This window comes from Psychrobacter sp. 1044, assembly GCF_904846525.1.
In the GTDB taxonomy this organism is placed as follows: Bacteria; Pseudomonadota; Gammaproteobacteria; order Pseudomonadales; family Moraxellaceae; genus Psychrobacter.
The window spans coordinates 73,086-86,646 of sequence record NZ_CAJHAZ010000011.1 but is presented as its reverse complement, the minus strand read 5'-3'; the positions used below and the strand labels follow the sequence as shown (position 1 = coordinate 86,646).

General features: G+C 43.7%; 13 protein-coding genes. 10 read left to right on the top strand and 3 right to left on the bottom strand.

Going from position 1 to position 13,561, the window contains the following annotated elements:
- Nucleotides 1–44: 44 nt before the first annotated feature.
- Both JMX82_RS09360 and JMX82_RS09355 read right to left on the bottom strand, forming a co-directional pair.
- Entirely contained in the window at nucleotides 45–713 is a 669-nt protein-coding gene (locus JMX82_RS09360; RefSeq protein ID WP_201540343.1) for a cupin domain-containing protein, read from the bottom strand.
- A 125-nt stretch (nucleotides 714–838) separates the two neighbouring features.
- Nucleotides 839–1,702 carry a universal stress protein gene (locus tag JMX82_RS09355; RefSeq protein ID WP_201540342.1) on the bottom strand — a complete coding sequence of 288 codons (864 nt, stop codon included), beginning with the start codon at nucleotides 1,700–1,702 and terminating at the stop codon, nucleotides 839–841.
- Between the two features lie 298 nt (nucleotides 1,703–2,000).
- Here JMX82_RS09355 and JMX82_RS09350 point away from each other — a divergent pair, with 298 nt between their 5' ends.
- The 10 genes from JMX82_RS09350 to JMX82_RS09305 all read left to right on the top strand — a co-directional run bounded on the left by JMX82_RS09350 (nucleotide 2,001) and on the right by JMX82_RS09305 (nucleotide 12,683).
- The gene (locus JMX82_RS09350) at nucleotides 2,001–2,534 is read left to right on the top strand and encodes a DUF2058 domain-containing protein (protein ID WP_201540341.1); all 534 of its coding nucleotides are present in this window, start codon (nucleotides 2,001–2,003) and stop codon (nucleotides 2,532–2,534) included.
- A 377-nt stretch (nucleotides 2,535–2,911) separates the two neighbouring features.
- Nucleotides 2,912–3,316: a hypothetical protein gene (locus JMX82_RS09345; RefSeq protein ID WP_201540340.1), complete on the top strand. Its 405-nt coding sequence runs from the start codon at nucleotides 2,912–2,914 to the stop codon at nucleotides 3,314–3,316.
- A gap of 271 nt (nucleotides 3,317–3,587) precedes the next feature.
- Complete coding sequence (locus tag JMX82_RS09340; RefSeq protein ID WP_201540339.1) at nucleotides 3,588–5,774, top strand: FAD-dependent oxidoreductase; 2,187 nt, start codon at nucleotides 3,588–3,590, stop codon at nucleotides 5,772–5,774.
- 51 nt (nucleotides 5,775–5,825) lie between these two features.
- A complete protein-coding gene (locus tag JMX82_RS09335) occupies nucleotides 5,826–7,145 on the top strand; it encodes an ABC transporter substrate-binding protein (RefSeq protein ID WP_201540338.1) in 1,320 nt (439 codons plus the stop codon).
- A complete protein-coding gene (locus tag JMX82_RS09330) occupies nucleotides 7,142–8,929 on the top strand; it encodes an ABC transporter permease (protein ID WP_227676553.1) in 1,788 nt (595 codons plus the stop codon). The genes JMX82_RS09335 and JMX82_RS09330 overlap by 4 nt, the downstream gene beginning before the upstream one ends.
- A 99-nt stretch (nucleotides 8,930–9,028) precedes the next feature.
- Nucleotides 9,029–9,685, top strand: a complete 657-nt coding sequence (locus tag JMX82_RS09325) for an ATP-binding cassette domain-containing protein (RefSeq protein WP_201540337.1) — start codon at nucleotides 9,029–9,031, stop codon at nucleotides 9,683–9,685.
- Nucleotides 9,686–9,749: 64 nt separating this feature from the next.
- On the top strand, nucleotides 9,750–10,385 hold the full coding sequence (locus JMX82_RS09320; protein ID WP_201540336.1) for a CDP-alcohol phosphatidyltransferase family protein: 636 nt from the start codon (nucleotides 9,750–9,752) through the stop codon (nucleotides 10,383–10,385).
- Between the two features lie 24 nt (nucleotides 10,386–10,409).
- Nucleotides 10,410–11,219 (top strand): sterol desaturase family protein, encoded by an 810-nt coding sequence (locus JMX82_RS09315; RefSeq protein ID WP_201540335.1) that lies wholly within the window; start codon nucleotides 10,410–10,412, stop codon nucleotides 11,217–11,219.
- Nucleotides 11,220–11,458: 239 nt separating this feature from the next.
- Entirely contained in the window at nucleotides 11,459–12,013 is a 555-nt protein-coding gene (locus JMX82_RS09310) for a carboxymuconolactone decarboxylase family protein (RefSeq protein WP_201540334.1), read from the top strand.
- A gap of 28 nt (nucleotides 12,014–12,041) precedes the next feature.
- A complete protein-coding gene (locus tag JMX82_RS09305; protein ID WP_201540333.1) occupies nucleotides 12,042–12,683 on the top strand; it encodes a DsbA family protein in 642 nt (213 codons plus the stop codon).
- Nucleotides 12,684–12,877: 194 nt separating this feature from the next.
- Here the strand turns inward: JMX82_RS09305 and JMX82_RS09300 are convergent, their stop codons facing one another.
- Nucleotides 12,878–13,489, bottom strand: a complete 612-nt coding sequence (locus JMX82_RS09300; protein ID WP_201540332.1) for a TetR/AcrR family transcriptional regulator — start codon at nucleotides 13,487–13,489, stop codon at nucleotides 12,878–12,880.
- Nucleotides 13,490–13,561 lie beyond the last annotated feature (72 nt).

Sequence of the window (13,561 nt, the reverse complement as noted above, 5' to 3'; positions counted from 1 at the left end):
ATATGAGCAGCTGGTGAGCTGCTCATAAAATGTGATCACTACCCTTACAACCCTATCACTTGCATTAAATGCCCTGTCTTGAGATACACCGTAGCTCCTTCAGATCCTGCTTGTATTTGCGCATGCTCACCTGCTGGCAGACGTATCCAGCCGCTGCGCTGATAAACTTGACCCTCATCTATCAACTCGCCTGCTAACACCAGTATTTCTGCACCGCCACAGACTGCCTCATTAAACAGTAACTCGCCTGCCTTGATACGCTGCAAACTCACTTGCTCATTATCACCTGAGAATAGAGGACAAACATCACGGCTGCCCTGCTGTTGCCAATAAGCATTATCTTTAGTATTGATAGCCACATAATGAGGTTCATTAGCTAGCATTTGACGTAGCTTGACGAAAATCACTGCGCCTTCATCACTATAGGGCTTGTGTCCTGAAGTCGGTGGATTGCGCAAATACCAACCTGCTGGGTAATGTTTGTCATCTGCAGAAAAAGTACCTGACAATACTAAAATCTCTTCACCACCCGGATGTAGATGATGCGGAAAATAAGAATTGGGCGCATAGCGTACAAGGCTAGTGGCACGTGCTTTTTCTGCACCCACACGGTCAAGCATCACGCGCTCTACCCCATTTTGTGGTGACTTAATCCACTGGTGTTGCTCAGGTATAAGGGCAGCGCGGCGAGTAAAGTCTGCATTAATAAGCATAAAATCATGTCCAAAAATAGTATGATAAGATGATCCTTTAGCAAACGTCAGATATGATTATTGAACGTTATCGACAGCTGAAGGCGCAATGATTGCACCTCGCTATTATAAACCTTACCGAGTTTTCAACGTACTAAAATCACAGGAGATAGCGTGCTGGCGATAATTTCTGTTGTGGTACTACCAAGAAATAATTGTTGCAATTTCGAATGTCCATAAGCACCCACCACCATCATATCAATGTTGTTTTCTACCTGAAACCTTAACAAGCCATCGACGGCATCGGAGGCAGATAAATGATGTGCCGCTACGCTAAAACCTGCATCCTCCAATTGTGCCGCTGCGGCGCTTAAGCTTTGTTTTGACGCGTCGTTATGATTGCCTATCATGACGATATGACCTTGCAATCCTTTTAATACAGGACTCCTCGCAACCATCCATGCTGCTTTAATAGCCGTTTTGCTACCATCAAAAGCTATCATATATGAGCTGGGTTCTTTGAACGTCTCTGAGCAAATCAATATAGGAACGTCAGATGCGCGGGCAACGGTTTCGATTTGGCTACCGATATTAATACGGCTGCTTTTGTGATCTTCACCTCGGCGTCCCATGACGATGGCACGATTTTCTGCTTTAAAATGCTCAATGGCAGGTAACAGCTTGCCGCGACGTTGATAGATACGAATATCGACCTCAGTAAAGCTGCCTTGGATATGGCTTTTTGCGTCTTGCACCAAAGCATTGCTATAACTGTTCACCACCTTCGCTCTTTGCTCGTCTAACTGTGTCAATTCCTCCAATAAAAACTGGCGGCTATTGACTCCTATTGCGCCTGACAAATCGCGTCTGGTCGAGGCTGGAACCTCACTCACATGCAACAACGCTACGGGTAAATTTAACTTACTGGCATACCATGCTGCATAGTCACAAACCGATTCAGTCACTGCCGAGCCGTCTATACAGGCTAAAATGTGCTGTGATGTTGTCATATTCCGTCCTTAAATTTAACGATTTAACCCTATACAGCTTTCTATACCCACTATAAATATGGTCACCGAAAAACATGGTTACCAATGAACATAGTTACCAAAAAATATAACGGCAAAAAAAGCGTATCCATTGCCTTGATAATAACCAATTTAAACGGCTTCAGCCAGCGATGTGTGCCCACTTCTACCATAATTAAAAAAAGTCTTGTCATCGTCTAACAACATGCCGTAGCGAATTTTGCTACAATGGTTTTTTTAGCATTTATGATTTAAGTATCCTTATCTAGGTGATGGAATTATGGCAAAAAATGCCCTACAGGCTCAATTATTAAAAGCGGGATTGGTGGATAGCAAAAAAGCCAAGAAAATCAGCAAGCAGACTCAGCATGCCAAGCGTACTGGTGACTCAGAAAGCATGGAAGCGAAAAAAGCGTTGGCAGAAGCCCAAGCGAAAAAATTAGAGAAAGATCAAAAGCTCAATCAAGAAAAACAACGTATTTTAGAAGAGAAGATGCTCAAGGCCAATATCGTCCAAATGATTAAGCAGCATCAAATTGCCGATACCAATGGCGATGTCAATTATCAATTTGTCGATAATACTAAGGTTAAAAAAATCTTTGTCACTCAAAAACTATATGAGCAAATCGTCGCCGGTCATGTGGTGATTGCACGCTTAGAAGAAGGCTATGCACTCCTTCCTCGTCCGTTGGCAGATCGCATCGATGCAAAAATGGAGGGCTTCATGGTAGTGTCTAACGATACATCAGAAGAAGTACTAGCAGAAGATGATCCTTATGCCGCCTATGTGATTCCAGATGACTTGATGTGGTAACCGCTTAATTTCATCATACTTATGATGTCAGCCAAAAGCCTTTCATGGACTATATCAGTCTATGAAGGGCTTTTTATTGTACGAAAAGCGCCCACCTTTAACCCAGCATTGCTGCTTTGGTTGAAAAACGTAACGATGCTCTGGAACGGTAGCATGCTTGATGCTACGAACTTGAACAACCATTCAATAACAACTACAATGCGGTTTATTGACTTACTGAGCGTTAGTATTTTGTCTAATTTTGAGTAATCACTCAAAATAAACACTTTATTCATGCTTACTGCCTGACAATAGTAGTCATTGCCAGATATTTTATTGATTAGACTTACCAAGCTCTTTTGCACTCACTTTTAACGCTTATTAAGAAGAAATAACTTATGCCAAAACATCTCCCTCTTTCACTGTTATTGCTTCGACTGGGTATTTTCATTGTTTTTTTAGTCTGGACTTTAGATAAGCTTATTAATCCTGATCATGCCGCCGGCGTCTTTTCTAGTTTTTATGGTTTTGAAAGTATAGGCGACACTGTTTTCTATGTCATTGGCGCGGCTCAATTCATCCTCATTCTGTTTTTTGTCACAGGATTATTCAAAACTTGGACTTACGGCATCATCTTGCTACTTCATGCGATTTCGACGTTCTCAACCTTCGGCTTATACCTCAAGCCTTTTGATAACTTGTTGTTCTTTGCAGCATGGCCGATGTTGGCTGCGTGTTTGGCGCTTTTCTTAATGAGAGACTGGGATACCTTAACCTTGGGCAAAAAAGTTTCTTTAGCCTAAACATCAGTCATGTTTGTCGTTAGATTGGGCTGGATTGAACATGCAAGAATATAAATACTAGCCTACGAAACTCAAGCTCTATACTATGAAGACTACTGAGTGAGCTGTTTTATCGTATATAAATGCACAAACAATGCAAAAACAATGCAAAAAACTTAACGCAATTATCGTTACCACTAACTTGTCATTACCACTAACATGGTCAAGGTTCTTAATCATAAAAGAATGACGATGACTTTAGCCTTCGCTCTACTACTTAGCCGGATATTTTATGATTAAAAGAATATTGTTAATACTGTTAATATTAATATTAGCAGCAAGCTTTTTCTACTTTGACCTCAATCAATTACTGACGCTTGACGGCTTAAAAGGCTCAATGGCACAATTTAACGACTATAAAATGCAATCACCATTATTGATTATCGGTGGATTCTTTTTACTTTATATCGTCGTCACCGCCCTATCCTTACCGGGTGCCGCTATTTTAACCTTGGCAGCTGGCGCATTATTTGGTTTATGGCAAGGCTTATTGGTCGCCTCATTTGCCTCCAGTATTGGTGCGACACTCGCCTTTTTAACCTCACGTTATTTACTACGTGATACGATTAAACAGCGCTTTCCTGAGCGCTTAGCAGCCATTGATGCTGGCGTTGAAAAAGAAGGCGGATTTTACTTATTTACCCTACGCTTAGTGCCGATATTTCCTTTCTTTTTAATTAACCTATTGATGGGTGTCACCGCGATTAAAGCGAGGACATTCTACTGGGTAAGCCAAATCGGTATGCTCGCTGGCACCTTCGTATATGTCAATGCAGGTACGCAGTTGGCGCAAATCGACAGTTTGTCAGGGATTTTATCGTTTAATTTGATTGTCTCATTTGCATTGTTAGGTTTTTTCCCATTAATCGCAAAAGGCATATTAAATATGCTAAAAAAACGCCGCGTCTATAAAAACTATAGCAAACCTAAAAAATTCGATCGGAACATGATCGTGATTGGCGCAGGTGCTGGCGGGCTAGTCACTAGCTATATCGCGGCGACCGTCCGAGCAAAAGTAACCTTAATCGAAGCGGGCGAGATGGGCGGTGACTGCTTAAACTATGGCTGTGTACCCAGTAAAGCCCTCATTAAAAGCGCAAAAGTGGCAGAACAAATGCGCAATGCTGAACGTTATGGCTTGGAGAATACACCACCAGAGTTTTCATTTAAGAACGTCATGACCCGCATCCATAAAGTCATCGCTGACATCGCCCCAAATGATAGCGTCGAGCGTTATACGGACTTGGGTGTCGAAGTATTAAAAGGCTATGCCAAATTCATCGACCCGTGGACGGTAGAGATTGCGTTAAACGATGGCGGCACGCAAACACTCACCGCACGTTCCATCGTTATCGCTACTGGTGCGCGCCCATTTATCCCAGATTTGCCGGGTTTGGAAGAAACCGGCTACGTGACCAGCGACACCATATGGAATAAATTTACCGAATTAGAAGCAGCACCGAAAAAGCTGGTCGTCCTTGGTGGTGGGCCAATCGGCTCTGAGCTGGCGCAAGCATTTGCACGCTTAGGCTCCGATGTGACCCAGATCGAAAGAGGCGCGCGTCTCATGAAAAAAGAAGACGTGGAAGTCTCTGAATTTGCACAGAAAGTCCTCGTTGAGAGCGGCGTGAATGTCTTAACCTCGCATCAAGCGATTCGTTGTGAAGCGCGCGATGGTAAAAAGTTCATTATCGTTGAAGCGCAAGGCAGCAGTACCGTTAAGCAAGACCGTCAAAACAAGCAAGAAATCGCGATTGAATATGACGAATTGCTTTGTGCCGTTGGACGCAGTGCTCGCTTAGAAGGTTATGGTCTTGAAGATTTGGGCATCGAAACGGAGCGTACCATCGAGACGGATGACTATTTAGAAACCCTCTATCCCAATATCTACGCGGCAGGTGATGTCGTTGGCCCTTATCAGTTTACCCATGTGGCCTCTCATCAGGCATGGTACGCTGCCGTAAATGGTTTGTTTGGACATTTAAAGAAGTTTAAAGTAGATTACCGTGTGATTCCGTGGACAACCTTTATCGATCCAGAAGTCGCACGCGTGGGCTTAAATGAACAAGAAGCTATTGAAAAAGGCATCGATTTTGAGATTACCCGCTACGACTTTAAAGATTTAGATCGCGCGGTGACGGAAAGTGCCAATCATGGTTTTATCAAAGTCATTACCTCTAAAGGCAAAGATAAAATACTTGGCGTGACCATCGTCGCTGAACATGCTGGGGATTTAATGCCAGAATTTATACTGGCGATGAAGCACGGTTTAGGGCTGAACAAAATACTCGGCACCATTCATATGTACCCGACATGGGCAGAGGCTAACAAATACGCGGCTGGTGAATGGAAACGCAATCATGCGCCTGAAACGGTATTAAACTGGCTTGAGAAATATCATACATGGCGTCGAGGTTAGTTGAATCTTTATCAACTGCGCTGAAAACATATCATCATAACGGAAACTTAAATGTACGTTATTAAATCTCTACCAGCTTTGCCAACGTTAAAAAATCTAAGCCGCTATAGCGCCTATGCTATAGCGCTTAGCGTTTGTGCAGTTATTTCTTCAAGCATATCAGCAAGCACTGCCTCACCCACTACTGGTAACCTTAATCAAAATTTATCATCTTGGCAGCAAATAGAGGCGCAAGGTAGCAATCAAGACGTCTACTTTTATGCATGGGGCGGTGATCCACAGATCAACGCCTATCTACAGTGGGCTGCCAAGCAAGTCGATGATAAATATAATATTAACTTGGTTCATGTCAAACTGAGCGACACCAGTGAAGCAGTTAGCCGTGTACTTGCAGAAAAGTCCGCCAACAACAATGATAAAGGCAGCGTTGACCTCATCTGGATAAATGGTGCCAACTTTGCCACCATGAGTGAGAATTCGTTATTACTGAAACAATGGGCGAACAAGCTCCCTAACTTTGCCTTGACCGACCCAGAGAACAATCCTGCCGTTAACTTTGATTTTGGTGTGCCGACCAATGGCATGGAAGCGCCATGGGGACAAACTTCGTTGACTTTTTATTACGACAGTTTATCAACTGACAAGCCACCAACCACCTTAAATGAGCTGGTCAATTGGACCGCGCAAAATTCTGGGCGTTTTAGCTATCCAAAGCCGCCTGACTTTTTAGGCATGAGCTTTTTAAAATATGCCTTAGTCATGCTGCACGAGCAAAATGATGCTAAGACAGGCGAAAACACCAAAGCACAGCTCAACCTGCCAGCCACTGAGCAAAATACAGATATGGTATTAGCCCCTTTATGGGCATTTTTAGATGACTTACATCCCAGTCTATGGCGTAAGGGTGAGCAATTTGTGCAAACGGGCGCGCACATGCGGCGTTTGGTCGATGATACCGAGCTGAGTTTGGCCTTTACTTTTTCTGCACCTGAAGTGCCCGCGGCCGTGCAGCGTTATGACTTACCCGAGAGCATTCGTAGCTTTGCAATGAGTGATGGCAGCTTAAGTAACACCCATTTTGTGGCCATTCCTTATAACGCCAGCCATCCGCAAGCCGCGCAGCTGGTCGCCAACTTTTTGCTGAGCCCAGAAGCACAGGCTAAAAAGCAGACTCCTACTATATGGGGTGATAAAACCGTACTTGTTCTCTCTACGCTCAGCCCTGAGCAACAAGCGCTATTTAAAGAAAATAAACCACACCCTAGCTCCCTGCCCTTTGATAGCATCAAACGTACCGTGAGTGAACCACATCCAAGCTGGGTTGATGCCATTATGCAAGGCTGGCAAGCGCGTTATGGGGTTAGCCCATGAGTACAGATTACAATAATAAAACGGCAAAGGAAAAAGTCCATTCTGCAACAATTACTGGCATAACCGCGCCTTATAAAACAGATCTATTTACGCGTATCGTCTCCTTGAGTCCGACATTTTTACTGCTGCTACTGATATTACCGGTACTCGGTGGTTTGGTGTGCGTGCTGTTACCTGCCTTTAGCTGGGTGCCTGCACTTGAGCAAACGACTGTTAGTCTACAAGGCTTTCATGATCTTTGGCAGACGCCCGGTCTTACCCAAATGGTCGCTTTAAGCATCGCTACTGGATTAATCAGCACGCTATTCGCTTTTTTCATGACCTTGATGATATTGGCAGCATTTTTTAATAGCGTTTGGCTGACTCGTATTGAGCGTTTGCTGAGTCCAATCTTGGTCATTCCTCATGCAGCAGCAGCCATCGCCGTTGGTTTTTTAATTGCGCCTTCTGGTATGTTTTCACGCCTTATATCACCATGGCTAAGTGGCTGGGAATTGGCTCCAGACGGTATATTTCCACATGACCCCTACGGCATCAGTATCATTTTGGGTTTAACCTTAAAAGAGCTGCCGTTTTTATTACTCATGGCGCTAGGCGCTTTGGCACAACCTGAGCTTGGTAAAAAGCTACGTCAGCAGTATAAAGTCGCGTTAAATCTCGGCTATTACCCCATTACTGCCTTTTTTAAAGCGGTACTTCCTGTCCTCTATCCTTTTTTACGTCTGCCTATCTTAGCCGTGCTTGCCTATGCCAGTGCCAGTGTCGAGATGCCATTGATACTCGGTCCAAACACGCCGCCAACGCTTGCGGTCACGATTATGCAATGGTTTAACGATGTGGATTTAAACCTACGTATAAAAGCCTCGGCAGGCGCGTTATTACAGCTGGCGTTGACGGGTGGTTTAATCGGCTTGTGGCTAGGCGCTGAGAGAGCGATAAAAACTTGCTTTAATGGTACGTTGATAAACGGCAAGCGCAACTATGCCGATGCATTATGGCAAAAAATCACGGCAGCGTTGACCACTTTGGTGATTGGCTTTATCTTGCTGGCGCTCATTGGTCTGCTAATGTGGTCAGTGGCTGGTTTCTGGCGCTTTCCCGCCGTCTTGCCAGAGCAATTGGTATCATTGCATTTTCAAAGCGCCTTTACACAAATGGGTACACCGTTATTTAATACCGTTACTATCGGTATCGTGAGTACGATATTTGCCATTGTGCTGACTTTATTATGTTTAGAGGCTGAGCAATTAAGTCAAAAACCACTTTCAACATTTACCAGTTTAATTATCTATTTGCCGCTGTTAGTGCCGAGCATTGCTTTTTTATTTGGCTTAGTATGGCTACAGCAACTGCTGAATAATCAAACGGCGTTTTTTAATGTGGCATTTACCCATCTGCTCTTTGTGCTGCCCTATGTGTTTTTATCGCTTGCTAGCAGTTATCGACGTCTAGACCCGCGTTTTGCTCATGTAGCGGCAAGCCTTGGTGCGACGCCAGCCAAAGTATTTTTGCAGGTCAAATTACCACAACTGTTTGCCCCATTATTGATAGCCATTGCTCTTGGTTTGGCGATTAGCTTCGGTCAATATTTGCCGACATTATTAGCAGGCGGTGGACGAATCGCCACTATCACCACAGAAGCGGTGACCCTTGCCAATGGTGCCAGTAGGCGCACCAGTGCGGTGTATGCCATCATCCAAATGGCGCTACCATTAGTTGGTTTTATGTTGGCTTGGATATTGCCAAAGTACTTCTTTAAAAGCAGTAAAAATAGCAGCCGTTAAAACGTTTTTTAAAATATATTCGTTTTGAAGAGCACTGACTTTAAATAGCACTAATTTTGAAAAACAACTCACTATAAAAACGCAGATAAAGGGCTCTTGATGCAATCCTCTTTACAGATAAAAAACTTGCAGTTATATCGACAAGGCGAGCTATTACTGAGCCTAGATGAGCAGATTGCTGGTGGTGAAATATTGACTGTCATGGGTCCCTCTGGCAGTGGTAAATCTAGCTTATTGAACTGGCTAACAGGTACTTTACCAAACGGTTTTAACGCTACTGGTGAGGTTTGGTTAAATGATAAAAATGTAAGCCATCTGCCGACGCACCTGCGTCATATTGGGGTACTGTATCAAGACGCTCTACTATTTTCGCATTTATCGGTTGCCGGTAATATTGCTTTTTCGATGCCTCAAGACAATAAGAATAGCGCTGAGAAGCTCAATAAAAAACAGCGCCGTGAAAAAATAGAGCAGGCACTTGAACAAGTTGGTTTAGCAGGCATGGGAAATCGCCATCCTGACAATTTATCGGGCGGACAACAAGCACGCGTGGCGCTACTGCGAACCTTGCTCAGCGCACCAAAAGCGATACTACTCGATGAGCCTTTTAGCAAGCTTGATACCCAACTTCGAGTAGATACGAGGCAACTGGTGTTTGAGCAAATCCGCACTCATAAACTTCCCGCCATCATGGTCACCCACGATTATAGCGATGCTGAAGCCGCAAACGGTAAAGTCATTCATTTAGAACTGTAGTTTTAGAGTTCTAGTTTTATACATAAAATCTTAAACGTCAAAGCGAAATACAAAAGGCAAGCGCATGCTAGATAAATTTCTTACGCCCATGATTAAGCCGATACTAAGCCCTGTCGTCGTTGTCTTGCATAAACGCGGTATTACGGCTGATCAACTCACGGTGGCAGGCTTTTTAATCGGTATGTTAGCCTTGCCGTTACTCGCATTTGAGCTTTGGTATGGCGCACTGGCAGTCATTGCATTGAATCGTATTTTTGATGGTCTCGATGGCGCTTTAGCCCGTTATGCAAAGCAAAGCTCTAGCGCAGGCGGCTACTTAGATATTACGCTCGACTTTCTCTTTTATGCAGCAGTTCCGCTGGGATTCATCTTGGCGAATCCTGAGCAGAATGCCATTGCTGGCGCCTTATTACTCGCCACCTTTATTGGCACAGGCTCTAGCTTTTTAGCGTTTGCCATTGCTGCGGAAAAGTTTACACTGGATAAACCACAGTTTAAATATAAAAGCTTTTATTATTTAAACGGTTTGACTGAGGGCACCGAAACCATCGCACTGTTTGTCGCTTTTTGCCTGTGGCCACAGCACTTTGTATTACTTGCCAGCATTTTTGCCACAGCCTGCGCGATTACGATTTTTACCCGTATCCATGGCGGCTACCATACCCTTAAGCAGCTAGAAATAGATAAAAACAGTATATAAATAGAATAAGTTAAGAGGCAGCTAATGACTAACGAAGTATGGTGGCGGCTTGGGTTCTTTTTGAGCATTTTAGTGATTATGATGCTGATAGAATGGCGCATGCCTGCACGTCAAGCACCGATCAAAAGCAGCAAACGCTGGTTCGCTAACTTTGGCTTGGTTTTTATCTCGTCAGTTATTGCTCGTCTAGCGGTGCCTGTCGGTCTAACGGCTGCGGCGCTGTATAATCAGCAACATGGGATTGGTCTATTTAATATCATCAAATTGCCAAGTATCCTAGTCATCATACTAAGCTTGATATTGCTCGACATCATCATTTACTGGCAGCATCGATTATTTCACCGCGTACCTATTCTATGGCGTTTACATAAAGTCCATCACGCTGATGCACATGTCGATGCCAGTACAGGGCTTAGATTTCATCCCATTGAAATCGTTTTAAGCATTCTAGTGAAGCTCGTTGCCGTCAGCTTATTGGGTGTTCCTGCCATCGCCGTATTGATATTTGAGATTGCGTTAAATGGCTTAGCGATATTTAACCATGCCAATATTCGCCTGCCACCTGCGCTTGAAAAACCGCTACGCTTAATATTGATGACGCAGATTTTGCACCGTATTCACCATAGCCAACGCGTCAGTGAGACCAACTCAAATTATGGCTTTAGTGTCATTTGGTGGGATTGGATTTTTGGTAGTTATAAGGGTAAAGCAAAGCAGTCTGATAATGAGCTAGATATTGGGCTAAAAGAATACCCAGCAGCCAAACAAAATGCCTCGCTATGGGGATTGTTAACAATGCCATTTAGCAATAACTTGGTTAAGAAAAACAAATAACTGTCGTGATGCCGCCTAGCTTTGAATGTAAACGAAATTTACAAACAACTTGAGCATTCACTCAAATATTATTTGAACGATTGCTCAAAATGGATTATAGTGGCTGAAGTTGTTGAGCGACTCACGAAAATCTCACTTATTAAATTGAGTACTCACTCAAATATATAATAGGTTTTCAAGTCGCTTCTACACACTTACTTTTATAACAATTCACTAATAATTATCCGAAGGACTTTCACATGACTGAATTTACTCTACACGACAAAGACACAGCCCCAGCAGAAAGTAAAGATTTGCTTGATGTATCTATCAAAGCATTTGGCAGAGTCCCAGGTCTACATGCCGTCATGGCTGAAGCACCTGGGCTATTAGAAGGCTATCAACGCCTGCATCAGTTGTTTTTAGACAGCAGTTTCGATGATGAGGAAGTCACGGTCGTATGGCAAACCATCAACGTCGAGCATGAGTGCCATTACTGTGTACCCGCTCATACTGGCATCGCCAAAAGCATGAAAGTAGATGACGCCATTACTGATGCATTACGTAATGAGACACCTCTGCCAACTGAAAAACTAGAAGCATTACGCGACTTTACGCTATCGGTCGTTCGTGATCGTGGTAATGTAAATGATGACGCAGTGCAAGCGTTCTTAGATGCAGGCTTTACTAAACGTCAGATTTTAGAAGTGGTTCTTGCAGCGGCTCAAAAAGTGATGAGTAACTACACCAACCATTTAGCCAACACGCCAATCGACAAGCCTTTCCAAAAGTTTGAATGGCATAAAGCTGTCTAATTATATAAGAACCAAATAAGGAGCCACTATGAGTGATTTAAAAAAACCATTACGAATAGATATCGTGTCAGACGTGGTCTGCCCTTGGTGCGCTATTGGCTATAGTCAACTAGCCGAGGCATTAAAACAAACCAACACTCCGCACGAGATTCACTGGCATCCATTTGAGTTAAATCCTAATACGCCGCACGAAGGACGAAACTATCGTGAGCATATCATGGAGAAGTACGGTACGACTGCTGAGGACATTCAAGAGAACCGAGCTAGAATGACCGAAGCAGGTGCTGAAGCTGGATTTGATTTTCAGTTTACCGATGACTTTCGTACTTACAATACTTTTAATGCGCATCAGTTGCTGCATTGGGCCGATCAACAAGGGCGTATGCACGAGCTAAAGCAAGCATTGTTCGTCGCACACTTCGTCGATAATCAAAATATATCAGATTATAGTGTGCTTGCCGATGTTGGACTGGATCGTAGCGAAGCACTAGCGGTCTTAAAAGATCAGCGATTTGCTGCAGCGGTAGAAAAAGAAAAGCAGCATTGGCAGCAACAAGGCATCCAAAGTGTGCCTTCTATGGTTTTCAATGAGCGTCATTTAATTAGCGGCGCACAAGGTATTGAAAATTATAAAAGCATTTTGCAGCAGTTAGCTGACATGCCAGACTAAATCATCTGATTAATGATTGCGTCTTCAAAACTAAGAGTTTTAGAAAAGCTAAGGGTTTTAGCGTTACTGTATAGCCCGAGACTATACAGTAACGCTAAAACCCTTTTTTTCATAACAAAAATATTTTAGCAATCAGCCTTACTTAATCGGCAATAACCCTTTAGCAGTGCTTATTTGCAAATAGTCAACATGCACTACTCGCCAACAGGCTCATCCATACGCAGCGCTTCTATAGAGAGCGCCATATCTTCAGCCAACGCTTGCACCGCTGCACTCTCGACATCACGCTGCGCAAAAGCACGCAGCCCCATCACTTCGGCCTGCAAGCGACGACCTAACCTAGTCGGATCCAACTTACTATCCAATTCACCCAGCCGCTGTGCTTCGGTAAAGTAATTTATAAAACGCAGCTCCATACCTGCCAGCAGCATTTCAACTTTTTGTAGCGCTGTCTGCTCACGAGCACCAAGCTCCAGTAAGCTTTTGACCAACATGCAAGCCTGACTCGGCAGCCCTTTATCACGAATACCGCCCAGCTGACGCACGAAAGCGGCTAACCCCAACAGCGGCGATTGATAAGCGCCCATTACCCGCTCAAGCTCACTCAAACCTAGGCGAGCATAGTAGTCTAACGCTTCTTGAAATAATCCATCTTTACTGCCAAACGCAGCATAAATGCTTCCTGGACGCATATCGAGCGTCTCTTCTATGTCTTTTAACGAAGTAGCATGAAAGCCTTTTTGCCAAAAAAGCTGTAACGCGCGTTCTAAGGCATCCTGACGGTTATAAAGTGCGGTACGTGACATAGTTTTTCCATATCAAAAGCTGTAATCTCATATAAAAACAAGCACAGCGATAAAATTTGAATGATTGCTCAA